The sequence below is a fragment of the Veillonella sp. CHU740 genome (assembly GCF_003992055.1).
GTDB lineage: Bacteria > Bacillota > Negativicutes > Veillonellales > Veillonellaceae > F0422.
The window spans coordinates 44684-70601 of record NZ_RQVD01000008.1; the positions used below are offsets into that span (position 1 = coordinate 44684).

Below are 25918 nucleotides of genomic sequence, written 5' to 3' on the forward strand. Positions count from 1 at the left end.
CAATTTGTACGTTTATTATATATTGCTGATTAAGGATAGTCAATTTTTTCAGTGCATATATCATTCTTATGATAGTATCTATATTTTATATAGCTTTGTTGACAAAGAAATACATATTTGCTAAGATTTAACTATACAAGAGGTGTCCCGCTACCGAAAAAGGTGGAACATTAAAGAAGGTGTCTCACTACCTATGTACTAAAGGTGAAACATTAAAGTAAACAGAGAGGGGAACCTCTCTGTTTTTTTTAGGAGGATCTATGGGAGATATAGTAAAGTTTGGATTTTACACAATATAATCAGAATATTTAAGATATTTAAACTCAATAGACTCTGAAGTCTATTATAATGCCTCTTATAGAGATAGTATTAAACCATTTGTAGGAATTATAGTATTAATAGATTCATTTAAGTATTTTATTCCTATATCATCGGCTAAGAGAAAACATATAGGGTGGAAAAATGTATCGGATGAATATTTTTTGATTTATGAAATAGTAGGTAATGAAGGTGTTAAACAAAATGGAATCTACAAAGTATATAATAATGATAAATGGATGCATATAATGTCTATATTAGATATAAAGAAAATGATTCCAGTTCCTGAAGGAGTTTATCAAAGGATAGATTTTAAATTATTAGAGGATTTTAAATACAAAGATTTATTTGAGAAAGAGTATAAATTTTGTTTAAGTATAAAGGCTAAGATTTTATTAAAGGCGGAAAAAATATATGAAAAACAGAAAGTTATGGGTATTGTTAGAAAAGCTAATTGTCATTTTGAAATATTAGAAAATGCGATGCTAGAGTGGTCTAAAAAAACTTGCACCAACCCCTCTATTCTTGTAAAATAGAACTATAATACATCATTATATATAATATACTTTAGGAGGACTTGATTATGGCAGTGAAGATTGGTATTAATGGCTTTGGTCGTATTGGTAAATGCGTCATGCGCGCGGCTCTTAACAACCCAGAGGTGGAAGTGGTAGCCATTAATGATACTGGTGATATTGAAGGTTCCGCTTTACTGTTTAAACATGACTCAATTCATGGCAATTTAAGCTGTGACGTGTCTGTAGAAGGCGAATATTTAGTGGTAGACGGCAAAAAAACACGTGTATTCTGTGACCGTGATCCAGCAAACTTAGACTGGTCCTCCGAAGGAGTAGAAGTGGTTATCGAATGTACAGGTGTATTCCGTTCTCGTGAAAAAGCAGCGGCTCATCTTGGTGGCACTGTTAAAAAAGTAATTATTTCCGCACCAGGTAAAGACGAAGATAAAACGATTGTTATGGGCGTCAATGAAGGTGAATACGATCCAGCTACGCATCATGTTGTATCTAATGCAAGCTGTACAACAAACTGTTTAGCTCCATTTGCCAAAGTATTGCATCAAGAATTTGGTATTAAACGTGGTATGATGACAACAGTGCATTCGTATACTAATGACCAACGCGTATTGGATGCACCACATAAAGACTTACGTCGTGCTCGTGCAGCAGCGATGTCCATTATTCCTACTACCACAGGGGCAGCGAAAGCAGTGGCATTAGTATTACCTGAATTGAAAGGTAAATTAAATGGCTTTGCTCTTCGTGTACCTACACCAAATGTGTCTGTTACAGATTTAGTAGTAGAACTTGAAAAAGAAGCGACTAAAGAAAGCATCAATGCGGCATTCCGCAAAGCAGCTGAAGGTGAGCTAAAAGGTATTCTTGGCGTATCTGATTTACCATTAGTATCCAAAGACTTCAATGGTGATGCTCGTAGTTCTATCGTAGATGCAGATTTGACAATGGTGATGGAAGGCAATATGGCAAAAGTAGTAGCATGGTATGACAATGAGTGGGGTTATTCCTCTCGTATTGTTGACCTAGCTGTGTACATGAGCAAACGAGGCTTATAATCTGTTGGGGACTACGAGAGTAGTCCCTTTTTGTCATGTTTATTGTATATACATAGGAGATAGTATGAAACTTTCACTAGCAAATATGAATGTAGCGAACAAAACAGTATTTGTTCGAGTTGATTTTAATGTACCTCTGAAAGACGGTGTTATCACTGATGATACACGGATTCGTGCCACATTACCTACATTGCGGCATTTGATTGATCAAGGTGCAAAAGTTGTCATCGTATCCCATTTAGGCCGTCCTAAAGGAGAACGCAAACCAGAGTTTACCCTATCGCCTTGTGCCAAACGATTGGGTGAATTGTTAGAGCAACCAGTTCGTTTCGTAGAAGATTGCATCGGTGACATCCCAGCGCAAGCGGTAAGTGAAATGCAATCTGGCGATGTAGTGGTATTGGAAAACCTTCGTTTCTACAAAGGAGAAGAAAAAAATGATCCTATTTTTGCGAAAGCTTTAGCGGATTTAGCAGAAGTAGGCGTGAATGATGCCTTCGGGGTATCTCATCGTGCTCATGCTTCTGTAGAAGGGATTACGAAATACTTACCAATGGGAGCTGGTTTCTTGTTAGAAAAAGAAATTCGCTATGTCGGTGGTGCTGTAGAGCATCCAGAACACCCATTTGCAGCCATTATTGGTGGTGCGAAGGTGAGTGATAAAATTGAAGTTATCTCCAATTTGTTGCCAAAAGTAGAAGTATTGATCATCGGCGGTGGCATGGCAAATACGTTCGTAGCGGCTCAAGGTCATAATGTAGGTACTTCCTTAGTGGAAGCTGACAAATTTGAACTAGCTCGTGAATTAATTGCTCGTGCTAAAGAAACAAATACAAATTTATTGTTACCAGTAGATTTCGTAGTAGCCGATGCTTTCAGTGAAACGGCGAATCATAAGGTAGTGGATGCCACAGCTATTGAAGATGGTTGGATGGCATTAGATATTGGACCGAAGAGCCGTGAGTTATTTGCTGAGGCCTTGGCACCGATGAAGATGATTGTTTGGAATGGTCCTATGGGAGTGTTCGAAATGGAAGCCTTCGCTGGTGGTACGAATGCGGTAGCGAAAGCGGTGGCAGAGGCAAGTGCAACCACTATCGTAGGTGGCGGCGATTCTGTGGCAGCTATTGAAAAAAGTGGATTAAGCCACAAAATTTCTCATATTTCCACTGGTGGCGGTGCGTCCTTAGAATACTTAGAAGGCAAAGTGTTACCAGGTATTGCAGCCTTACAAGAGGCGTAGGAGGTTATCATGCGACAACCGATCATTGCAGGAAACTGGAAAATGCATATGACGAATACAGAAGCAACAGTATTCGTTGAACAATTGAAAACATTAGTGGCGGATGCTAGCTGTGAAGTGGTGGTATGCCCTCCGTTTACAGCCATCAGCACTGTAGCTGATTTAGCGGAAGATACCAAGGTTCGTGTAGGGGCACAAAACGTGTTCCACGAAGAATCTGGTGCCTATACAGGGGAAGTATCGCCTTCGATGTTGACGGACTTAGGCGTGTCCTACGTAATTGTGGGGCACTCTGAACGACGTTCTATCTTTAAAGAAGCAGATCGCTGTGTGAACAAGCGTGTGCGCATTGTCTTGCAACATGGTATGAGCCCTATTCTTTGCGTAGGTGAAAGCTTAAATCAACGTGAAAGTGGTGAAACGGTGGCATTCATTCATTCCCAACTAGAAATGGGATTACATGGAGTGCCAGCGGAAGAAATGACGGAAGTTGTCATTGCCTACGAACCGATTTGGGCCATCGGCACAGGTCGTACGGCGACAGCGGAACAAGCAGGCGAAGTATGCCAAAGCATTCGTGAGAAAATCGCCGCTATGTATACGCCGGACATTGCAGAACAAGTACGCATTCTATATGGTGGTAGTGTAAAACCAGAGAATGCGAAAGATATTTTAGCCCAAGCTCATGTAGATGGGGCTTTAGTGGGCGGCGCTTCCTTGGAAGCAGAGTCTTTTACGGGAATTATTAATGCCTGTTAACATAGGTTTGAGGTAAAATATGGCAAAATTAAAAGGACCAGTGATGTTAACCATCCTTGATGGATTCGGCATTGGGGACGGTCAAGACCCAACGAATGCGGTGGTGCAAGCGAACCCCCGAACATTTTTAGACCTATGGGACACGTGTCCTCACACTTTATTAGAAGCGTCTGGTATGGCCGTAGGCTTACCGGATGGACAAATGGGAAACTCTGAAGTAGGCCATTTGAACATCGGTGCTGGCCGTATTGTGTATCAAGAATTGACACGCATCACAAAAGAGGCAGAAGAAGGGACTTTGTTCACTCGTCCCACTTTGATGAAAGCCTATGAAGAAGGGGGTAAACAAGCTTTGCATCTAGTAGGTTTGTTGTCTGATGGTGGCGTTCATTCTCATATTGACCATTTGAAAGCCTTACTTCGTGGCGCTAAGGAGGCCGGTGTAGGAACTGTTTACATTCATGCATTCTTGGATGGTAGAGATGTGCCACCACAAAGTGCATTGGCCTATATTGATGATATCGCAGCATACTGTAAGGAATTGGGCTTAGGCTCTATTGCGACAGTAGGCGGGCGTTATTATGGCATGGATCGTGACCAACGTTGGGAGCGAGTGCAATTAGCGTATAATGCCATTGTTTGTGGCAGTGGCACAGAAGTAGGTTGTGCCCATGGCACAGAAGTAGGTTGTGCCCATGAAGCGGTAGAACGCAGTTATGCAGAGGAAACGACAGATGAATTTGTCATTCCATCTGTAGTGGAAGGGTACAAAGGTATGCAGGATGGCGATGCAATCTTGTTCTTCAACTTCCGTCCTGATCGGGCTCGTCAATTGGTGCGTGCTGTGGTAGATCCTGATTTCACTGGATTTGAACGGAAACATGTATTGCAAGGCTCCTATGTGGCGAGCATGACTCGGTACGAAGCGGACTTGCCAGTACCTGTGGTATACGATAAAGAATTGTTGACGGACACCTTAGGAGAAGTGCTATCCAAGGGTGGTTATCGTCAATTGCGCATTGCAGAAACAGAGAAATATGCGCATGTGACGTATTTCTTCAATGGTGGTAAGGAAGATGTATTCCCTGGGGAAGATCGAATCTTAGTGCCATCTCCGAAGGTGGCAACCTATGATTTGCAACCAGAGATGAGTGCTCCAGAGGTAACAGAAAAGGTAGTTGCCGCCATTCGCAGTGGCGAGTATGATATGATTATTTTGAACTATGCGAACCCAGATATGGTAGGCCATACGGGTGATTTTGAAGCAGCAAAACGAGCTATTTTAGCCGTAGATGCGGGGCTTTCAGAGATCGTGAAAGCGATTCAAGAGATGAATGGACAGTTGTTGATTACAGCGGACCATGGAAATTCTGAGGTCATGGTGGACCATACCACAGAAATTCCGCACACGGCGCATACGACGAATCCGGTGCCACTCATTTTAGTGGGAGCCCCAGAGGGTGTTGCCTTGCGACCAGGTCGACTATGTGATTTAGCACCAACTATGCTGGCTTTAGGCGGTATTGAGAAGCCTGAAGCGATGAGTGGTGAAAGTTTGTTAGTACAATAAGGAGAAGTAACAATGGCAGTAATTACTGATGTATACGCAAGAGAGATTATGGATTCCCGTGGCAATCCAACAGTAGAAGTAGAAGTGTATTTGGAAGACGGTACGATTGGCCGTGCTGCAGTTCCATCTGGTGCTTCCACAGGTCAATTTGAAGCGGTAGAGTTGCGTGATAGCGATTCTCCACGTTATTTAGGCAAAGGTGTATTGCAAGCAGTAGCGAATGTGAACGACATCATTGCACCAGCGATCTTAGGTTTCGATGCGTCTGAACAAGTGGCCATTGACCGTATTATGATTGAATTGGATGGCACGCCTAATAAAGCAAAATTAGGTGCTAATGCTATTTTAGGTGTATCTATGGCGGTGGCTCGTGCAGCAGCTGAATCTTATGATTTACCATTGTTCCAATATCTTGGTGGTACCAATGCAAAAGAATTACCAGTACCAATGATGAATATCTTAAATGGTGGTGCTCATGCAGATAATAACGTGGATATCCAAGAGTTCATGATTATGCCAATCGGTGCTACTAGCTTTATGGAAGCATTGCGCTATTGTGCAGAAGTATACCATACATTGAAATCTGTATTGAAAGCAAAAGGCTTGGCTACAGGTGTAGGTGACGAAGGCGGTTTTGCTCCTAACTTAGGTTCTAACGAAGAAGCATTACAAGTCATTACAGAAGCGATTGAAAAAGCAGGTCTTGTAGTAGGTAAAGACATTGTATTTGCTATCGATGCGGCATCTTCTGAGTTCTACAAAGATGGTAAATACCACTTAGCTGGTGAAGGCAAAGTGAAAACAGCGGCTGAAATGGTGGAGTACTATGCAGAACTTTGCGAAAAATATCCAATTTACTCCATCGAAGATGGTTTAGCAGAAGAAGATTGGGAAGGTTGGAAATTGTTAACAGATCGCCTAGGTAAAACTGTTCAATTAGTAGGTGACGATTTATTCGTAACGAACACTGAACGCTTGTCTCGTGGTATCAAAGAAGATACAGCGAATGCAATTTTGATTAAAGTGAACCAAATTGGAACATTGACAGAAACATTCGATGCTATCGAAATGGCAAAACGTGCAGGCTATACAGCAGTGATCTCTCACCGTTCCGGTGAAACAGAAGATTCTACAATTGCTGATATTGCTGTAGCAGTCAATGCTGGTCAAATCAAAACTGGTGCCCCAGCTCGTTCCGAACGCGTAGCGAAATACAACCAATTACTTCGCATTGAAGACATGTTGGCAGAAACGGCTCAATATCGTGGCAGCGATGTGTTCTATAACATCAAACGATAAGAATATATGAAAATGAAAAAGGACCCTGCGGGGTCCTTTTTGTATAAAATCTATATGTATTTTCCGTATGCTGTGGGAAGTTCTTGTAGGAACAAATTATAATTAGGAGCTTGACGCTGGTTTAATACGGCAAGAATAGTAACTGTATGATGTATTTCGTTGATACTATAATAAATGTCATATTTCTCGAAAGAATAGATATGATATACATTTTTGATGTGCTTAGATACACTTAGAATGCGATATCGATGCGGTAGATATGATAAACTCTCTATAGCTTTATAAATTTTTTGCGAAGTGTATTTAGCTGTTTCTATTGAGAAAGATTCAGCCATGTAGCAATAGATATTTAATAAATTGTATTCCGCAAACGCTGAAAGCTGTACATCATAGGTTTCCATAATTATTCTCCCAATAAAGTAGTGAAAAATTCCTTAGCAGAACGTCCATGACCCTTGTTTGTTTCTTCGACTCCACGAGATAAAATATCTTCTAATTCTGAAGGGCTAAAGTCAGCTGTACTAAGAGGTGGTGTATTTAACTTTAGATCAAAAGGTAATCCTTTATGTAGGATAATTTGCCGATAAAACAAATCAATAGCGACAGCTCGACTTAGTCCAAGGTCTTCTAAAATAGCTTCAGCATGTTGTTTGATATTTTCATTAATTCGGACATTAACACTAGCAGATTTCATGAGGGGCTCCTTTCAGTTTACTATGTTAGTTATATTATAAATCGTTATGTTGCAATACGCAACACAAAATAAAAGTTAGTGTAAAATGTTTGTGGGAAATAAATTGACTAGGTAACAGTTTGTGATATTATATAGATAAGAAAAGGAGAGCCATCAACGTGCGTTCGGTGTTAGGCTGATCTAGGGATTAAAAAAGATGGTACCTAACGTGTTGAGGAGTGGTAGTCCTCATGCGTTAGGTATTTTCATTGTCTACTTACATAGATCAATGATAGCACTCGCTTTGTTTTATACAAAGCGTTTATTTTTTGCGAAAAATCAATGAAAGACGATATATATAATCTGTGATATAATAAAACAGATTAATGCTAAATGCATTCTATAGAATTTTAAGTGAAGGTAAGAGGATTAGGAAAGGAGGAGTAGGGTGTACAACAATTTTGAAGTGATTGGGGCATTTGCATTGTATCTAGGCCTCATGATGTACATCGGGGTATATTATTACCGCAAGTCTAATAGCTTAGACGACTATATTTTAGGAGGTCGCCAGCTAGGCCCCTGGATCACGTCCATGAGTGCGGAAGCATCAGACATGAGTGGATGGATGTTGATGGGTTTACCTGGATTTGCCTACTCAACAGGGATATCGGCGTTATGGATTGCCATTGGTTTGGCTTTGGGAACGTGGCTGAACTGGGTGTTCGTATCGAAACGATTGCGCAACTACACAGAGGTAGCGAATAACAGTTTGACAATACCGGATTATTTGAAAAACCGTTTTCATGATACATCGAGAATTGTGCCGGTTGTATCTGCTATCTTTATCGTTATTTTCTTTTTAATTTACACATCCTCAGGATTCGTAGCAGGCGGTAAGTTATTTAACACCATTTTCGGATTAGATTATGTAACATCCCTCTTTATTACAGCAGGGGTAGTTATTTTCTACACTTTCTTAGGTGGATTCCTAGCTGTAAGTTGGACGGATTGCATTCAAGGGATGATGATGTTTTTTGCCATTTTGTTGGTGCCTGTGACGGCAGCTATGTATTTAGGTGGTCCTGCAGAAACGGCACATTTGATTGCTACAGAATTTCCAGCAGGTTTGTCCATTTGGGGACCAGAACAAGATACATTCACCTTGGTGGTAGGGATCATTTCTAGCTTAGGCTGGGGGCTTGGTTACTTCGGTCAACCTCATATCTTAGTACGTTTTATGGCGATTTCCGATGCGAAAGAATTGAAAAAAGCGACGAATATTGCCATGATTTGGGTTGTTATTTCCTTGTTGGCTGCGGTGGCAGTTGGTCTTGTTGGTAAAGTATATTTAACAACACCTCTAGTAGATGCTGATGCAGAAACAGTGTTCCTTGTGATGAGCGAGCATTTATTTAACCCATTTGTGGCAGGTTTGATTTGGTCCGCCGTATTGGCAGCAATCATGAGTACAGCCTCTGCGCAATTACTAGTGACAGCCTCTTCTGTGTCACAAGACTTGTATCGTAATGTGTTTGTTCGTGATGCAGGAGACCGTGAACTAGTGATGGTCAGTCGTGCTACTGTATTGATCGTATCTGCTATTGCCATCGTGATGGCGGTGAATCCACAAAGCTATATCTTGACGATGGTGGCCTATGCATGGGCAGGATTTGGCGCTGCATTTGGTCCAGCTATCTTAATCTCGTTGACTTGGAAACGTATGACTCTGAAAGGTTGTATCGCTGGTATCTTAGTAGGTGGTATTACCGTTCTTGTGTGGAAGCAATTTGGTTGGTTCGGCTTGTATGAAATCGTGCCAGGTTTCATCTTATCTACCATTGCTATCTTTGTAGTAAGCTTGTTGGATCATGAACCAAGCAAAGAAATCCAAGCAGAGTTCGATGCATCGGAACAAATGCATATTTTATAATTACATACACACAGTAAACGAAATGTTGGGGCTACTCCTTCGGGAGTAGTGCCAACATTTTTTCGTAGAAGATACTTATAGATGAGGCGCTTATAAAGCACACACTTAGTAGTCATTGGGGTCTGTATGAATTAGCATATTTTTTACCAATATGTATGGATATAACTATAAGTCCTAGTAGGTCTTGTTAGGAAGTTATAACGTGCTGTAAGGAAGGTACTGTCTTAAGGAGAACGTGTAACAAGAAAGGTATGTCTGCTAGTTCATGATGAAAGGAATTATTGTACTATGAGAATAGTATAAAAACTGTAAGGTGCATATAACGATATAGGCAATGACTATGGAAAAGAAAGTTGAGTTCATGGTGGAATAGTTTATACTACCCCATAAAAATGGTATAATAAATAGATACGATTCGATGAAAGACTACTTAGAGAGGAGGAAGGATATATGGATGCTAGAGCGTTGCGAGCATTACAACATTTTTATGGATATTCCAGTTTTCGCCCAGCCCAAGAAGTGCCTGTGACAGCTTTATTAGAAAACCAAGATGTGTTAGGGATCATGCCAACTGGTGCGGGCAAATCGATTTGCTTTCAGATTCCTGCTATGTTAAAGGCGGGCATTACCATCGTCTTTTCTCCGTTAATTTCATTGATGCAAGACCAAGTGGATACTTTAAAAGAGCAGGGTATGCCTGCAGCCTATATGAATAGTACCCTTAGCCGAGAGGAACAAAATAAAATTTTGTACTATTTACGTGAAGGGCGGATTAAATTACTATACTTGGCGCCAGAAAAATTAGAATCCGAAGGGTTCTGTGAATTTCTAAGAGGACTGCCAATTAGTCAAGTGATTATTGATGAGGCTCATTGTGTATCACAGTGGGGCCATGATTTTAGGCCGTCTTTTACAGCTATTGGTCCCTTTATTGCTAGCCTACCCCGTCGCCCCGTAGTGGGGGCTTTCACAGCGAGTGCCACAGAAGAAGTAGAACGAGACATGAAACGTCTTTTGGGCTTAGAAGATGCTCGCGTTCATATTACAGGATTTGACCGCCCGAACTTAGCTTTCACCGTCATTCATGAAAGCCAGCGTATGGACTATGTCCGTGATTATGTGCGGAATAATCCTAATGATGTAGGCATTGTGTATTGTGCCACAAGGGCCAATGTAGAAAAGGTACATCGTGAGTTACTCAGGGCCGGTGTGAAAGCGGGGTACTATCATGGTGGCTTGTCTGATGAAGAACGAAAGTATCAGCAGAATCGCTATGCCTTTGATGAAGTGCAAGTGATGGTAGCTACCAATGCATTCGGCATGGGCATTGATAAAAGCAACGTTCGCTATGTGATTCACTACCAAATGCCTCGCAATATGGAAAGTTATTACCAAGAGGCGGGGCGTGCTGGTCGAGATGGAGCTCCGGCAGATTGTATTTTACTGTACAATGGGCAAGATGTGGCGGTTCACCAATACATCTTAAGCCAAAGTGATTTGCCACCAGAACGACAACGAATTGAACGAAATATGTTGCAGTCTATGATTGATTATTGCCACACGCCTATGTGTTTGCGCAAGTTTATGTTGTCCTACTTTGGAGAGCAAGTACCGTGGGACGCCTGTCATCATTGTAGCAACTGTGATCAGCCTAGAACGGCTGTAGATATGACAAAAGAAGCTACTGCTGTATTGCAGGCGATTTGGAGTACGGAAGAGCGATACGGGGTGACGATGATTGCCGATATTGTAGCAGGTCATCATACAGAGCGTATCGAGCGGTTCCGTTTGCATCGGATTCCTGTATTTGGAGCCTTGCAACGGTGGTCGGATAAGGACATTAAAGGATTTATCAAGCGCTTAGTCGCTATGGGATACATTCATTCTTCTGGAGGGCAGTATCCCATTGTATCTGTAACAGAATTAGGTCACGATGTATTGCATGGGCATAAAACTGTGATGGATACGCCAATTCAAGTAGGCGAGCATCGTCCTTTACATGCTCGTTCTAAGCAGTCCAGCACTAGCCATTCTAAAGCCACAAAGGACACGTCTTTATTTGAGGCCTTACGTGCTTGTCGTATGGAACTTTCAAAAGCAGAAGGGGTCAAGCCATTTATGATATTCTCGGATGCTACCTTGTTAGATATGGTGGACAAAGAACCTTTTACATTAGGTGATATGGCCAATGTGAAAGGTGTTGGAGATATGAAACTCAAGAAATATGGCAATCAATTTTTGAAAGCTATTTCTGATTTTAAAGATCGACAGGGATAAGAGCTTGGTGGCAACTGAGACCTGATAAGGAGGTATACATGAGTTTAGCTGATACACAATATTTACATATTATAGAAAATATATTAGATCATGGATATTATGCCAATAATCGTACGGGTATTGCGACGTACAAATTACCGCATCAAGTGATGCAGTTTGACTTGGAGAAAGAGTTTCCCATTTTGACCACAAAATTTGTGGCCTTTAAAACAGCTATCAAAGAATTGCTTTGGATATGGCAATTACAGTCGAATGATGTACGTCAATTGCAGGCTATGAATGTGAAAGTCTGGGACGAATGGATGCGTGAAGATGGAACCATTGGTAAAGCCTATGGATACCAAATTGCCAAATATAAACAGTTAGATAATTTATTGGACATGCTACAAAAGGATCCCCAAAGTCGTCGTATGATTGTAACTTTATGGAATATTGAGGATTTGCCAGACATGGCGTTACAGCCATGTGCGTATGAGACATTGTGGGATGTGACAGATGGCAGATTGAATTGTATGCTTGTACAACGCAGTGGTGATATGGGCCTAGGAGTGCCTTTCAATACGGCACAGTACGCGGCATTGGTGCATATGGTTGCACAAGTATCTGGGTTGAAAGTAGGTCAATTTACCCATGTTATCAATAATGCTCACATTTATGAAAATCACGTAGAAGCATTGCGTACGCAATTAGAACGTCGAGGGGAAGCATTAGCAGCACCAGTGTTGCAGTTGAATCCGAAGATTACTAATTTCTATGATTTCCAACCAGAAGATATTACGTTAGAAGGATACGAACATTTAGGAAAATTATCTATGACCGTAGCGGTTTAAGTATGAACTATAGGAGTTATATATGTTAGCAATGATTGTGGCAGTGGCTGAAAATGGTGTTATAGGCAAGGATAATCAATTGATTTGGCGTATTCCAGAAGATTTAGCGTATTTTAAACAGCGCACTACTGGACATGTCATCATAATGGGACGGAACACATTGGAGTCTTTGCCATTTTTGTTGCCTAAGCGGGAACATTGGGTCATTACATCGCAACTGGATTACATACCACCCTATGAAGGAGTGAAAGTGTTCCATAGTCCAGAGGATGCGGTTCAGGCAGCGAAGGACTTAGACTTGGCGTACTGTATTGGTGGAGCCCAAGTGTATGCGAGCTTGGCACCGTATGCAGATCGGCTGTATGTAACAGAATTGCATCAGTCCTTTGAGGGTGATGTGGAATTTCATGTCCATGAGCAAGAGGGTTGGCAAGAGGTAGAACGGATACCAGGTGCAGGTCATGAGGGAATTTCCTATGACTTTGTAACCTATGAAAGGAAGATATAAAATGGAAATACATGTAATTATTGCTTCTGAATTAGGGGTGAAACCGCATCAAGTAGAAGCGGCCATCACCTTATTAGATGAAGGGAATACAGTGCCATTTATTGCTCGTTACCGTAAGGAAGTAACGGGAGAGTTGAAAGATGAACAATTGCGCGAAGTAGAAGAGCGCACGAAATATCTTCGCAACTTGTTACAACGTAAAGAAGAAGTCACAAAATCTATAGAAGAACAAGGTAAGATGACAGAGGAGTTGGCAGCTTCCATCACTAAGGCTATGAAGTTACAGGAATTGGAAGACTTGTATTTGCCATTTAGACCTAAGAAACGTACTCGTGCCTCTATGGCGAGAGAACGTGGTCTAGAACCATTGGCACAAGCGTTGTTCACAGTGCCTACAGAAGAACAGTTGCAGGCATTGGCTGTGGACTATATCAATGATGAGGTTCCAACAGCAGAAGATGCCTTGCAAGGAGCGATGGATATTGTAGCGGAGGAAGCTAGTGAACGTGCTGATATTCGACAATACCTTCGTAAAGCCATTTGGAATGGTGGTCGTATGAAAACGGAGCTCATCGGTGAAGAAGACGTAAACCAAGGGTTCTTGCAATATAATGAAGAATATCAAGAACCAATCCACTTGGTACCGTCTCATCGTACGTTAGCCATGAACCGTGGAGAAAAGCTAGGGGCCTTAAAAGTTGGTTTTGTCGTACCAGACGAAACCTATATCCAATATATGGTGGATACTGTGCAAGGAGATGCGAAGGTTTCGCATTCTTTCATTCGTGAGGCCATTGCTGACGGGTACAAACGCTTATTGTATCCATCCTTGGAGCGAGAAACACGCAATGCTATGACGGAACAGGCAGAGGAACAAGCCATCAAAGTATTTGGCACGAACTTGCGCAATTTGTTGTTACAAGCGCCATTAGCTGGCCATGTCATCATGGGACTTGATCCAGGATATCGTACAGGTTGTAAGATGGCCATCATTGATCGAGAAGGGAATGTGCTAGATTATGGTGCGTACTACCTCACCATGAGTGAAAAGCAACAAGAGCAAGCTCGCAAAGAACTGGCTAAGAAAATTCGCCAATATGGTGTTACTTTAATCTCTATTGGTAATGGTACTGCTTCTTATGAAACAGAACAGTTTACATCGAATATGATTGCTGAAGAAGGTCTGGATTGCCACTATATTATTACGAATGAAGCGGGAGCCTCTGTATACTCTGCTTCTAAGCTTGCCATTGAAGAGCTGCCAGACTTAGATGTATCTATTCGTGGAGCTGTCTCGATTGCTCGTCGTGTACAAGATCCATTGGCAGAATCTGTAAAAATCGATCCTAAATCGATTGGCGTTGGACAATACCAACATGACGTGAATCAAAAGCAATTGGGAGAAACCTTAGATCAAGTGGTAGAAACGGTGGTAAACCATGTAGGTGTTGAATTAAACACAGCATCTCCAGCCATCTTAAAACATGTGTCTGGTATTTCCAACACGGTAGCGAACAATATTATTGCGTATCGCAAGGAACACGGCGCTTTCACCAGTCGTAAACAATTGCTGAAAGTGGCCCGATTAGGACCTGCAGCGTATACACAATGTGCGGGATTCTTGCGCATTGGTAGCGGTGAAAATCCATTAGATGCAACACCTGTGCATCCAGAGTCTTACGAAGTAGCACAAGGAGTATTAGATAGCCTTGGATTGACATTAGAAGATTTGCGCAATAAAGCTACATTAGAATCAGCAAAAGCTAAATTGCAAGCTGTCGATGTAGATTCCTTAGCAGCTAGCTTAGAAGCGGGGGTACCCACCGTTCGCGATATTGTGGAAGCCTTGCAAAAACCAGGCCGAGATCCACGGGAAGACTTACCGGCTCCGATGACCCGTAAACAAATTGTCAGCCTAGAAGATATCGAAGTAGGAACCGTCGTAAAAGGAACCGTTCATAATGTAGTAGACTTTGGAGCCTTTGTAGATTTTGGTGTGAAAATTAATGGCTTGTTGCATAAAAGTGAGTTCTGTGCTCGCCATGAACATCCATCAGATGTATTGGCTGTAGGCGATATTATAGAAGTGGAAATTATCTCCGTAGAGCCGAAGCGAAACCGTATTGGTTTGACGATGAAGCGAGAGAAACCGAAAGATCCAAATCGTAAGGGACCACGCAGACAAGCTAGTGGTAATCCGCTTCGAGATAGAAACAATCACTCTGAAGAACAGAACAAACAACGAAATGCGGCGAACAAATCTAAGAATCGAGAAGGAAATGCTAGTGAGAAACGAAATAAGCCGCAACGAAAGGGTAAACAAAATCGAAACGAAACAACCAAAGATTTAGGTGCTTTATTACAACAATGGGCTGATCGAGGTGGCCGTCGATGATCGTGTATATCTTAGCTATTTTGACAATTATTTTAGATCAAGTTTCAAAATGGTATGTGCAAACCCATTTTCGTATAGGTGAATCCATTCCAGTGATTCCCGATATATTCCATTGGACCTATATCGTGAATCATGGGGCAGCCTTTGGGATTTTGATGCACCAACGATGGATATTTTTGTTAATCGTAGCCCTACTGGTAACGGCGTTATATCTAGGACGCCACAGATTGGCAAAAGCGCCCATATATGCCCGTATCGGTACGGGAACTTTATTAGGTGGGGCTCTTGGCAATGGTTGGGATCGCCTCTATCTTGGTGGTGTAGTAGATTTTTTTGACTTTCGGATTTGGCCGATTTTTAATGTGGCGGACATCGCTATTTGCATCGGTGTGCCGTTGCTCATTCTGTATTTTTGGTCTCATGAAAGTCAGAAATAATGAGGTGTAATGTGGAAGAAAAACGATATATCGTAGATCCTCAACAAGAGGGAACACGACTCGATGTATATTTGACAAAAGAATTAGGTCAATCTCGTAGCTATGTGCAATCCTTAGTGAAAGAGGGGCATGTACAAGTCAATGGAAAACCAGGCAAATCTAACTTGAAGCTTTCAGAAGGTAGTGAAATCGTTGTTACTATACCAGAAGTACAAGAAGTATCTGTAGAGGCGGAGGATATCCCTTTAGATGTATTGTTCGAAGATGGTCATATGATCGTGGTCAATAAAGCACGAGGTATGGTGGTACATCCAGCAGTAGGAAATTATTCAGGAACCTTAGTAAACGCCTTACTCTATCATTGTAAAGATTTATCTGGTATCAATGGGGAAATCCGCCCAGGCATTGTGCACCGCTTAGATAAAGATACATCGGGTGTGATGATGGCTGCTAAGCATGATGAGTCTCACTTAGGCTTGGCTGAGCAAGTGAAGGATCATGTGGCAAAGCGGACCTATTATGCCATTGTGCAAGGGAATATTGCAGAAGAAAAAGGGACCATCAAGGCCCCTATTGGCAGACACCCTAAAGATCGCATGAAAATGGCTGTAGTTTTTGAAAATAGTAAAGAAGCTGTTACACATTTCCGGGTCTTAGAACGCTATGGAAAGCATACATTAATTGAGTGCCAACTGGAAACGGGACGGACTCATCAAATCCGTGTGCACTTGGCCTATATAGGGCATCCAGTGGTGAATGATCCATTCTATGGATTCCGTAAAATGGACTTTCCTATCGTAGGACAAGCCTTACATTCACGCACATTGACAGTAAAACATCCGATGACAGGAGAAGAGATGCATTTTGAAGCTCCTCTACCAGAGGACTTCCTAGCGTGTATTGCGTATGCGAAGGAGCATAACCGATAAAGGAGAAAGTTATGGGAGAACGTATTTTAATTGACGAACCAGGCATGATGCGTGCTATCCGACGTATTGGGCACGAAATACTAGAACGTAATAAAGGTTTATCCAATGCGCTTATCATAGGGATTGAACGTCGTGGTGTGCATTTGGCAAGACGGTTACAAGCACAAATTGAAGCGATTGAAGGCATACAAGTAGATGTGGCCACAATGGATGTATCCTTGTACCGTGATGATCGGTCGGGGGCTGACACAAGTGGGGAGCGATTTACGATTGACACAACGGGAAAGATCGTGATTCTCGTGGATGATGTGCTGTTTACGGGCAGGACGATACGATCTGCTTTAAATGCGCTTATGGAAGCCGGTAGACCTAGTGCGATTCAATTGGCTGTTTTGGTAGATAGAGGTCATCGAGAGTTGCCAATTCGTGCTGACTATGTAGGCAAAAATATTCCTACATCTCATTTGGAAACGGTGAAAGTCCATGTGCATGAAATTGATGGCGATGATAGTGTGGTTATTTTCTAAATCAGGAGGAACTATCCATGCATGGTATGGGGACGATCATTAATGTGGTATTGATTATTTGTGGTAGCCTTTTGGGGCTATTTATACGACACCGCATGAAAGAGAACTTAAAAGAAACACTAATGATAGTGTGTGGTATCATCATTCTTTTATTAGGAATGAGTGGGACTATGCAATATATGCTGGTGATTATCAATGATAGTTTGCAAACGACAGGTCCTATGATGATGATCATTTCTATGGTGCTAGGTGCTATCATCGGTGAAATTATCGACTTCGATGCTAAAATTACTCGTATCGGCGAGTGGTTAAAACAAAAGACTGGCAACAGTAAGGATCCTCAATTTACCAATGCCTTTATTACCGCTTCTATGACTTTCACGGTGGGAGCCATGGGTGTCATTGGATCCATACAAGATGGTCTTACCGGTGATTATAGCACCATGGTTGTAAAGAGCATTCTAGATGGTATCATCGTTATGGTCATGGCCTCTTCTATGGGAAAAGGAGCCTTGTTTTCCTTTCTGCCCGTAGGGATTACACAGGGGATCATTACTGGGTTAGCACATTTGGCAGCTCCCTTAATGACACCGGAGGCAATCGATAACTTATCATACGTAGGCTCTATTTTGATTTTCTGCGTAGGTATTAATGTAATTTGGCCAAACAAAATTCGGGTGGCTAATTTGTTGCCAGCCATATTTATTGCTATGTTATTGACATTCTTGCCTATCTCACTTTAACTAGGTAGGATAGGAGTAGCCAGTTAGCGCTAATGAAAGCTTGACAATCACGCCTGAATAGGATATACTATTCAGGTATTAAGAAGTAGAAGCCATCCGCTTCTCACCTAATGTCATGAAATATTGGGTACATTTAGTTGATAACTATGCTCGGATGGCCTATGCCATCCGATTTTTTTATCCCTATGGAGGTGACTAGTATTAGCAAAGATACACCGCGTATTAATGAAGAAATCCGTGCTCGCGAAGTTCGTGTCGTAAGTGCAGATAATGATCAGTTAGGTATTATGTCTGTTCGTGATGCTTTAGCTATGGCAGAAGAACAACATTTAGATCTAGTAGAAGTAGCCCCTAATGGTAAACCACCAGTTTGTCGTATTATGAACTATGGTAAATACCGTTATGAGCAACAAAAACGCGAAAAAGAAGCAAAGAAGAAGCAAAAAACTTTCACATTGAAAGAAGTTAAGCTTCGTCCTCACATCGAAGATCATGATTTTTATGTAAAACTTAAAAATGCAGCTAAATTCTTAGGTGATGGTAATAAAGTTAAGGTAACGATCATGTTCCGCGGTCGTGAATTGAGCCACCCAGAATTGGGGCTTAATGTGCTGACTCGTTTTGCTGGTGAATTAACTGACCAAGCGGTTGTTGAAAAAGAAGCGAAACTAGAAGGCCGAAACATGACAATGATTTTAGCTAAAAAAGGTAATTAGGAGGAAGAATAATGCCAAAGATTAAAACTCGTCGCGCAGCGGCTAAACGTTTCCAAGTAACAGGTAGTGGTGAATTCAAACGTGCAAAAGCTTTCAAAAGCCATATTTTAGAGAAAAAATCTCCAGCACGTAAACGTAATCTTCGCAAAGCAACATTGGTTAGCAAATCTGACTACAAACGCGTAGTGAAATGCTTACCATACGCATAAGATTGACATATTTTAGTAACATATAACGATATTGGAGGAATACAATAATGGCAAGAGTAAAAACAGGCGTAACAGCGCATGCACGTCATAAAAAAATCTTAAAATTAGCTAAAGGTTACCGCGGTACACGTTCTCGCTTATTCAAAAAAGCAAACGAATCCGTAATGAAAGCATTATACTATGCTCGTCGTGACCGTCGTGCTAAAAAACGTGAGTTCCGTAAATTATGGATCGCTCGTATCAATGCAGCAAGCCGTATTAATGGTTTATCCTACAGCCGTTTCATTGCTGGTTTAACAAAAGCTGGTGTTGAAATCAACCGTAAAATGTTGGCTGACTTAGCAGTACATGATGTAGCTGCATTCGCGAAATTAGTTGAAATTGCTAAAAACGCGTAAGACAAATAGATAATGGCCTAGATTAGGTTGTATATAGAAGAACAGTCCTTTGGGGCTGTTCTTTTTTGCTATAGTATACAGTGTATTAGTAAGGTATAGGTCCAAATGAGTTGGTTTTACTAGTGAGAGTGGTATCGAAAGATATGACTTACTTTTATGTAATAAAGATATTTACAAATCCTGGAGTAGGTATATGGATGATGCTAGCAGATAACAACCTATCTATTAAAAAAATACCCTTGAAAGTAATCTTTCAAAGGTATTTTGTGTTTCTATTTAATTATCTAAAGAATCGTCCTACTACAGGCAATCTAGCACCATCGTTTTTGTTAAGGCCTTTCAATAGAATCATGATGATGACATAGATACAAGTACCTATGATAGCTGTGATCATGATGTTAAAGAAGGTTGGGATGGAACCCTGCAATAGTGGGTAGAAATAATACATACCTACCCCCATAATGGCTGCGGAGATAATATTTTTCCCTAATAAGATAAGGTCTATGAAGTATCCCGTGTGACGATGGATCCAAATCAGGTTGAGTAGAGCTGCAAATCCAATGTCGGCTACGGTTGCATAGGCAGCACCACCGATGCCAAGTGCGGGGAGGGCTGTTAGCTCCCAGTTTAGGATGACTTTCACAATAGCTGCAATTCCCATGTTGATAACTGGAATGCGAGGTTTTCCTAAGCCTTGTAAAATGCCAGTTGTCACTTGATGTAAGCCGAGGAAGAAAATGGCCCAAGCTAAAATCTGTGTAGCTTCTGCGGCACGTGGTGCGTTATAAATAGTGGACACTACAGGTTCTGCTAAGATGTACAACATCACAGAGAATGGAATGGTGGCCACAAATGTTAATCGCATAGAACCAGCTGTACGATAGTACACTTGTTTTACATCTTTAATGGAAACTGCATTGGATATGGCAGGTACAATACTTGTAGCAATGGCCGCTGTAATAATCGTTGCTAAGTTGATGAGAGGTACGGCCATACCAGATAGATACCCATATAGCTCTGTGGCTTCACGAAGTGGATAGCCAATGTCAATCAATCGTCTTGGAATGATCGCTACGTCTAGCATGGCTACAATAGGTAACATCATACTCGCTAGGGCGATGGGAATGGATAAGTTAATCAATCGCTTAATGATGGATTTTGAACTTTCCTGTGGAGTAGACTCCGTCATGGGCTCTTCGAGTTGTTTTGGCAATCGGTAGTAATAATATACTAGTACTACAAGAGCACCTACTGCGCCAACACCGGCTCCTAAGCTAGCACCACCGGCTGCTACATCCAATCCATAAGGTAATAGGATATAGGCAGCGCCTAACATGACTACAACACGCAATAGTTGTTCTACGATTTGGCTGATAGCGGTAGGTGTCATCATTTGCCAACCCTGTAGGTAGCCTCGATAACAAGAAATTAATGTGACAAAGAATACAGCAGGAGCCAACGCAATCAGTGAATAGTAGGCTCTAGGATCTGTGATAAAGTTAATGTCGATCAACCATTGGGCAGATCCAAAGACTAAGATGCTAAAGAGTAGTCCTAAGACAAATAACATTTTGAAAGAAATAGAGAATACTTTCTTTGCTCCTAATAAATCATGTTTGGCTAGTTTTTCTGCTGTCATAATTGAAATGGCGATAGGAATTCCTGCACTAGATAGCTGCAAGGCCAATAAGTAAGCAGGAAATGCCATTTGGTAAATACCGATACCTTCACCACTGAGAACGCGAGATAAGAAAATCCAGTTCAAGCTACCAATAGCTTTCACAACAAATCCGGCAATCGTCAAGATGAGGGTACCTTGTAAAAATCGGTTAACCATGATATCTCCTATATTGAAAGATTCAAATTGAATCTGAAAGACTCATTTTTAATTGTACCATAGAATACGAGTATTCTCAATTAATATGAGTTAGATTTTGGTTGAATCGCTCCATTAGATACGGTATAATAACGATATGATAGTCATTAATGATATGTATAATAGATATGACAAGGAGGCCAATTATGCCATTAGTATCTACAAAAGAGATGTTTGAAAAAGCCTATGCAGGTGGATATGCTATTGGGGCATTCAATGTGAATGACATGGAAATTATCCAAGGGATTGTGGATGCGGCAAAAGTGGAGCAAGCTCCATTGATTTTGCAAGTGTCTGCAGGGGCTCGTAAATATGCGAAACCAGTATATTTGACTAAGTTGGTAGAAGCAGCATTGTTAGATACAGATTTGCCAATTGCTTTACATTTAGACCATGGTGATGATTTCGAAATTTGTAAAGATTGCATCGATAGCGGTTTTACATCTGTTATGATTGATGGATCTAAACATCCCTTTGAAAAAAATGTTGAGTTAACTGCCCGTGTTGTAGAATATGCACATAAACATGGCGTTGTAGTAGAAGGTGAGTTAGGTCGTCTAGCTGGCGTAGAAGATGATGTTAACGTAAGTGAAAAAGATGCATTATTTACAGATCCAGATGAAGCGGCTGAGTTCGTTCGATTAACAGGTGTAGACTCCCTAGCTATCGCGATTGGTACGAGTCATGGGGCTTACAAATTTAAAGGTACTCCATACTTAGACTTTGAAAGATTACAACGAGTAGGTGAACTGTTACCTAATTTCCCTATCGTATTGCATGGAGCGTCTTCTGTACCGCAAGCATTTGTTGAAAAATGTAATTCTTTTGGTGGTGCTATTCCGGGAGCACAAGGCGTACCAGAAGAGATGCTTCGCAAAGCGGCTACAATGGCAGTTTGTAAAATCAATATCGACACAGACTTGCGATTAGCGATGACAGCAAGTATCCGTGAAGTGTTGGTAAATAATCCAGCTGAATTTGACCCACGTAAATACTTGGGACCTGGTCGTGAAGCGATTCAAGCAATGGTACAGCATAAAATTAAAAATGTGTTAGGTTGCAGTAATAAGATCTGATTCATAAGATACTAAAACTGACACCCTCTCAAAAGAGAAGGTGTCAGTTTTTTGTATGTAGTGTGTTTAGTTTTATTTATACTTTATTTCGGTATTTGATTAAAATACTCTGGTAACGGTGCCTCTAACGTAATCCACTGGTTCGTCATAGGATGCAGAAAGGAAAGTGTTGATGCATGTAAGCACTGTTGGGATTGCCAAATTAAGGATCCACCATATAGGTCATCCCCCGCTAATGGGTATCCTAGCGTGCTGAGATGCACACGAATTTGATGAGTGCGTCCAGTATGTAAATAACATCGTATATGGGTATGATGGGAATATCGCTCTAGAACTGTTAAATCAGTATGTGCAGCTTGACCATCGCAAGAGGCACAACGTTCAATAATGCTGCCTTCTCTGCGAGAGATAGGATAGTGTATAGATAGTGCATCTGAGGGAATGATTCCATCAGTGATAGCATCATAGACTTTTTGAATAGGCTCTTTTTGTTTTGTAAAAGCATGTTGAACAAGGGCGTTTTTAGCGATGATGACAAGGCCTGATGTGTCTTTGTCCAATCGATGAATGGGATGAAAGCTTGCTTGCGGATTGGTATGCTGAAAGTAATCTAAGACACCGTTGGCGAGAGTAGACAATCTTTCAGTAGAGGTGGGATGCATCAAAAGTCCAGCAGATTTATTAAGCACCAAGATATGAGAGTCCTCATAGATGATGGAAAGATTCATAGGTGTAGGATCTATGTGGGAGTCTTTGTCTAAATAGACAAGAACTGTATCGCCAGGTTGCAACAAAGCATCCCAAGTGGCAGGAACATTGTTGATAGAAAAACGCCCTTCCCGTCGAAGACGACGACGCATAGCTTGGGATACTTTTTGCTCTCGTATAGCTTGATTCATGGAACAAGGTGAATGATTTAAGGACAGTGTAAATTGTAATAGTGGGTTCATATAACTCCTAACTAGGAACGTAATGCAGTCAGTAGACGTATCTGTGTATGGATTAAGAATGCATGGTATAATAATTATATTTAGTATATCATAAGAACGGGATATCTTATATGGTTTGATACATGAGGATGATAAAATGATGAAAGATGTAATAGATAGCGCTGTTGAAAAGAAACGAATGGATGAATTGAAGACAGTAAAATGCATGATCGAAATATATTGCAGGGGCAATCATAACACAAAAAAAGGAGAACTTTGCCAAGAATGTCAGGACGTAATGACCTATGCAGAAGCTAGGGTGCAGCATTGTCCACATATGGAGCATAAAACGTTTTGTGCTATGTGTAAAACACATTGCTACGCACCTACCTATCGAGAAAAAATTCGTCAAGTTATGCGATATAGTGGACCTAGAATGTTGTGGAGAAATCCGATTATGACCATCCGTCATTTGCTATTAGGATGGGGTATGTTAAAGTAGGCAGAGTGTTAGTTTTATGATATAGTTAAAGATGAAAAAATATGCGTACAAGTATACTTTGGAGGGCTTATGTTTTGTAAACAGTGTGGAGCAAAAGTAGAGGTTAAAGAAGCCGCTTTCTGTCAAGAGTGTGGCACGCCTATTGATACACAAAAGAATGAAAATACATTAGAGAGTTTGAGTAAACATATAGAGTATAAAAATGATGAACGTATCAAGGAATTGAAGTCCCGTTTATCAACAGGCGGTTTATTAGCAAAGGCTGATATTGGGGAGAAAGAGAAACAAAACTTGAATATAGAGCGTGTGAAGGAGGGGGTATCTCGCGACGTTTCTAATACAGATGTTCCTAGAGGTTTGCATGTTAGTGTACCGCCCGAAGAAATTGTGGAAGTGATTGTTGAGAAAAAAGAAAAAGGGTCTCGTAGTGTACTTTTTATTGTTATTGGAGTCATTACTGTAATAATTGGTGCCATATTCTATTTTTCATATAGCGGTGAAACTAAGCAGAAAAAAGTACCCAAATCTACACAAGTGCATACACAAAAAGAGTCTGTAAATACAAAGGAGAAGGATGAGCCGAAGACGAGTACAAAATCAAATACTAATGTAAAAGATGATTTGTATGATCAAGCCCAAAAAGAAAGAGAGAAACAAAAAATTATGTGGAGTGCAGAACAGGTAGTCGTTGACTATATAGAGGCGCTTGATAGAAATGACTATAGAAAAGTTTATGATTTGATGAGCCCAAGAAAACGTGAAGAGGTGGGACCATATCATATATGGGTAAAAGGTTTTACTGAGCCTGATACAAGAATTCAGGTGAATGGAACCAAAGCGATTAGTATTGAGGGTGATAAAGTACTTGTACGATATGAGGTGGCTATTCAAGATGATGGGTATAAACCTTGGAAAACAAAATCTGGGGTTGCACGTGTCATGCTTGTAGGTGGAGAAGCAACATTGGATGACATCAATAACCAATAAATAGATTAGGTAGGAGACACATATGTTTTGTATATTTTGTGGAAAAGAGATAGTGCATAAAAGTAAATTCTGTATATATTGTGGCAAACAACTACCAGTTAGGGAGATTCAGCAGATTCATGAATCCTTAGAGATACAGAATGAGAACTTTGAAACGGAAGAGAATCATACATGCGAACAGCACGCCGTTAATAGTAGTGACCCATTTGGACTGAAGAGTAAAGACAATACGGATGTTAAAAAGGAACAAGAGGTAGATCCACAATCAATAGTTCCTAGTATTCCTATGGAAAGTCCAGAAAAATCCGTAAAAATCTGCAAATCCTGCGGTTCAGAAAATCCGGGAGAAATGACATTTTGTGGGCGGTGTGGAACTAATATGTATAAACAGGATGGTATGAGTCGAGGTTCGAATCAAGGGTTTTATCAATCATGGTCTATGCAGTATGGTAACCAACCATCAAATGGAGCGTCTCATCCTCATATTCCGTATCCTGGGCAAGATGTATTACATAGAGAAGAAATGAAACGACTAGCATCAATGAATGGTTCGGTGGGGATTGAAAGTAGTGCGTACCTACTAAAGGTAAACCCCATGTATCCAGTATATGTGCCAAAAACGAAAGAAGAAAAAATTGCAGTTATTGCTTTGGATATGCAGAATAATTGGAATCGGGCGATTAAAGAAAAATATTTTACTGCTAGTGGTCGTGCTTCTAGAGGCGAATATTGGAAAGTGCAGCTCTACCAATTTTTTCTTTGGATAGGTATGTGTATATTCCTCCTCATTTTAGGAGCAAGTATAGCAGAAAGTAGTAGATATTCTTCTGGAGTGGAAGCTCTTATACTATCTGGTGGAATTGTTACACTTCTGTTTATAATTGGTAATGTACTGTTAATTATACCATCTTGGATGATAACTATTAGAAGATTCCATGATATTGGGAAAAGTGGCTGGTGGATATTACTAACATGTATTCCTTACATAGGGGCGATTATACAGTTGTATTTTATGTGTCAAAGAGGTGATGCTCATATAAATGAATATGGTAAACCGGAAAATTATTATGATCCAACACTAGAGGAATGTAAAGAATTAGGCTTAGTTCAGAATTCGAGATAATAGTTATAGGTTGAGTATGTGAATGAAAACTAGCGTAAATACATAACTATATAATTTAATATCTAGTTAGGAA

25 protein-coding genes, 1 pseudogene and 1 other annotated feature are annotated in these 25918 nt (G+C 40.8%); of the genes and pseudogenes, 22 read left to right on the plus strand and 4 right to left on the minus strand.

The window, feature by feature from the left end:
* Positions 1-314 precede the first annotated feature (314 nt).
* The 6 genes and pseudogenes from EO115_RS05635 to eno all read left to right on the plus strand — a co-directional run.
* Positions 315-854: pseudogene (locus EO115_RS05635) on the plus strand (type III toxin-antitoxin system ToxN/AbiQ family toxin); the annotation flags it as partial.
* A 47-nt stretch (positions 855-901) separates the two neighbouring features.
* Positions 902-1909 (plus strand): type I glyceraldehyde-3-phosphate dehydrogenase, encoded by a 1008-nt coding sequence (gene gap, locus EO115_RS05640; protein ID WP_126937996.1) that lies wholly within the window; start codon positions 902-904, stop codon positions 1907-1909.
* Between the two features lie 64 nt (positions 1910-1973).
* The gene (pgk, locus tag EO115_RS05645) at positions 1974-3152 is read left to right on the plus strand and encodes a phosphoglycerate kinase (protein WP_126937997.1); all 1179 of its coding nucleotides are present in this window, start codon (positions 1974-1976) and stop codon (positions 3150-3152) included.
* A 6-nt stretch (positions 3153-3158) separates the two neighbouring features.
* A complete protein-coding gene (gene tpiA / locus EO115_RS05650; RefSeq protein ID WP_371413262.1) occupies positions 3159-3911 on the plus strand; it encodes a triose-phosphate isomerase in 753 nt (250 codons plus the stop codon).
* Between the two features lie 19 nt (positions 3912-3930).
* Complete coding sequence (gene gpmI / locus EO115_RS05655) at positions 3931-5481, plus strand: 2,3-bisphosphoglycerate-independent phosphoglycerate mutase (protein ID WP_126937999.1); 1551 nt, start codon at positions 3931-3933, stop codon at positions 5479-5481.
* A gap of 12 nt (positions 5482-5493) precedes the next feature.
* A complete protein-coding gene (eno, locus tag EO115_RS05660) occupies positions 5494-6780 on the plus strand; it encodes a phosphopyruvate hydratase (protein WP_126938000.1) in 1287 nt (428 codons plus the stop codon).
* Positions 6781-6830: 50 nt separating this feature from the next.
* Here eno and EO115_RS05665 read toward each other — a convergent pair whose 3' ends face one another.
* Entirely contained in the window at positions 6831-7181 is a 351-nt protein-coding gene (locus EO115_RS05665) for a type II toxin-antitoxin system RelE/ParE family toxin (RefSeq protein ID WP_126938001.1), read from the minus strand.
* A 2-nt stretch (positions 7182-7183) separates the two neighbouring features.
* Positions 7184-7474, minus strand: a complete 291-nt coding sequence (locus EO115_RS05670; protein WP_126938002.1) for a type II toxin-antitoxin system RelB/DinJ family antitoxin — start codon at positions 7472-7474, stop codon at positions 7184-7186.
* Positions 7475-7952: 478 nt separating this feature from the next.
* Here EO115_RS05670 and putP point away from each other — a divergent pair, with 478 nt between their 5' ends.
* The 12 genes from putP to rplT all read left to right on the plus strand — a co-directional run bounded on the left by putP (position 7953) and on the right by rplT (position 19352).
* Positions 7953-9383, plus strand: a complete 1431-nt coding sequence (gene putP, locus EO115_RS05675) for a sodium/proline symporter PutP (RefSeq protein WP_240628969.1) — start codon at positions 7953-7955, stop codon at positions 9381-9383.
* A 450-nt stretch (positions 9384-9833) separates the two neighbouring features.
* On the plus strand, positions 9834-11660 hold the full coding sequence (gene recQ / locus EO115_RS05680) for a DNA helicase RecQ (protein ID WP_126938004.1): 1827 nt from the start codon (positions 9834-9836) through the stop codon (positions 11658-11660).
* Between the two features lie 38 nt (positions 11661-11698).
* Positions 11699-12490 carry a thymidylate synthase gene (locus tag EO115_RS05685; protein WP_126938005.1) on the plus strand — a complete coding sequence of 264 codons (792 nt, stop codon included), beginning with the start codon at positions 11699-11701 and terminating at the stop codon, positions 12488-12490.
* A gap of 22 nt (positions 12491-12512) precedes the next feature.
* The gene (locus EO115_RS05690) at positions 12513-12998 is read left to right on the plus strand and encodes a dihydrofolate reductase (RefSeq protein ID WP_126938006.1); all 486 of its coding nucleotides are present in this window, start codon (positions 12513-12515) and stop codon (positions 12996-12998) included.
* Position 12999: 1 nt separating this feature from the next.
* Positions 13000-15393 (plus strand): Tex family protein, encoded by a 2394-nt coding sequence (locus EO115_RS05695; RefSeq protein ID WP_126938007.1) that lies wholly within the window; start codon positions 13000-13002, stop codon positions 15391-15393.
* Entirely contained in the window at positions 15390-15830 is a 441-nt protein-coding gene (gene lspA, locus EO115_RS05700; RefSeq protein ID WP_126938008.1) for a signal peptidase II, read from the plus strand. The genes EO115_RS05695 and lspA overlap by 4 nt, the downstream gene beginning before the upstream one ends.
* On the plus strand, positions 15830-16759 hold the full coding sequence (locus tag EO115_RS05705; RefSeq protein ID WP_126938009.1) for an RluA family pseudouridine synthase: 930 nt from the start codon (positions 15830-15832) through the stop codon (positions 16757-16759). The genes lspA and EO115_RS05705 overlap by 1 nt, the downstream gene beginning before the upstream one ends.
* An 11-nt stretch (positions 16760-16770) precedes the next feature.
* Entirely contained in the window at positions 16771-17286 is a 516-nt protein-coding gene (gene pyrR / locus EO115_RS05710) for a bifunctional pyr operon transcriptional regulator/uracil phosphoribosyltransferase PyrR (protein WP_126938010.1), read from the plus strand.
* 17 nt (positions 17287-17303) lie between these two features.
* The gene (locus EO115_RS05715; RefSeq protein ID WP_126938011.1) at positions 17304-18029 is read left to right on the plus strand and encodes a DUF554 domain-containing protein; all 726 of its coding nucleotides are present in this window, start codon (positions 17304-17306) and stop codon (positions 18027-18029) included.
* Between the two features lie 77 nt (positions 18030-18106).
* Positions 18107-18215, plus strand: a sequence feature (ribosomal protein L20 leader region).
* Entirely contained in the window at positions 18191-18745 is a 555-nt protein-coding gene (infC, locus tag EO115_RS05720) for a translation initiation factor IF-3 (RefSeq protein WP_371413192.1), read from the plus strand. It overlaps the preceding feature by 25 nt.
* 11 nt (positions 18746-18756) lie before the next feature.
* On the plus strand, positions 18757-18954 hold the full coding sequence (rpmI, locus tag EO115_RS05725; protein ID WP_009354135.1) for a 50S ribosomal protein L35: 198 nt from the start codon (positions 18757-18759) through the stop codon (positions 18952-18954).
* 47 nt (positions 18955-19001) lie between these two features.
* Positions 19002-19352: a 50S ribosomal protein L20 gene (rplT, locus tag EO115_RS05730; protein WP_126938012.1), complete on the plus strand. Its 351-nt coding sequence runs from the start codon at positions 19002-19004 to the stop codon at positions 19350-19352.
* A 280-nt stretch (positions 19353-19632) separates the two neighbouring features.
* Here the strand turns inward: rplT and EO115_RS05735 are convergent, their stop codons facing one another.
* Entirely contained in the window at positions 19633-21189 is a 1557-nt protein-coding gene (locus tag EO115_RS05735; protein ID WP_126938013.1) for a polysaccharide biosynthesis protein, read from the minus strand.
* Between the two features lie 185 nt (positions 21190-21374).
* Between EO115_RS05735 and fba the strand changes: the two genes are divergently transcribed.
* Positions 21375-22304, plus strand: a complete 930-nt coding sequence (gene fba / locus EO115_RS05740; RefSeq protein WP_126938014.1) for a class II fructose-1,6-bisphosphate aldolase — start codon at positions 21375-21377, stop codon at positions 22302-22304.
* 83 nt (positions 22305-22387) lie between these two features.
* Here fba and EO115_RS05745 read toward each other — a convergent pair whose 3' ends face one another.
* Positions 22388-23254 carry an RluA family pseudouridine synthase gene (locus EO115_RS05745; protein ID WP_126938015.1) on the minus strand — a complete coding sequence of 289 codons (867 nt, stop codon included), beginning with the start codon at positions 23252-23254 and terminating at the stop codon, positions 22388-22390.
* 136 nt (positions 23255-23390) lie between these two features.
* On the opposite strand from EO115_RS05745, the gene EO115_RS05750 reads away from it, so the two are divergent.
* From EO115_RS05750 to EO115_RS05760, 3 genes are all read left to right on the plus strand, one after another.
* On the plus strand, positions 23391-23735 hold the full coding sequence (locus EO115_RS05750) for a nitrous oxide-stimulated promoter family protein (protein WP_240628965.1): 345 nt from the start codon (positions 23391-23393) through the stop codon (positions 23733-23735).
* 69 nt (positions 23736-23804) lie between these two features.
* Entirely contained in the window at positions 23805-24722 is a 918-nt protein-coding gene (locus tag EO115_RS05755) for a zinc ribbon domain-containing protein (protein ID WP_126938016.1), read from the plus strand.
* A 22-nt stretch (positions 24723-24744) separates the two neighbouring features.
* A complete protein-coding gene (locus EO115_RS05760) occupies positions 24745-25845 on the plus strand; it encodes a DUF805 domain-containing protein (protein ID WP_126938017.1) in 1101 nt (366 codons plus the stop codon).
* Positions 25846-25918: the final 73 nt, after the last annotated feature.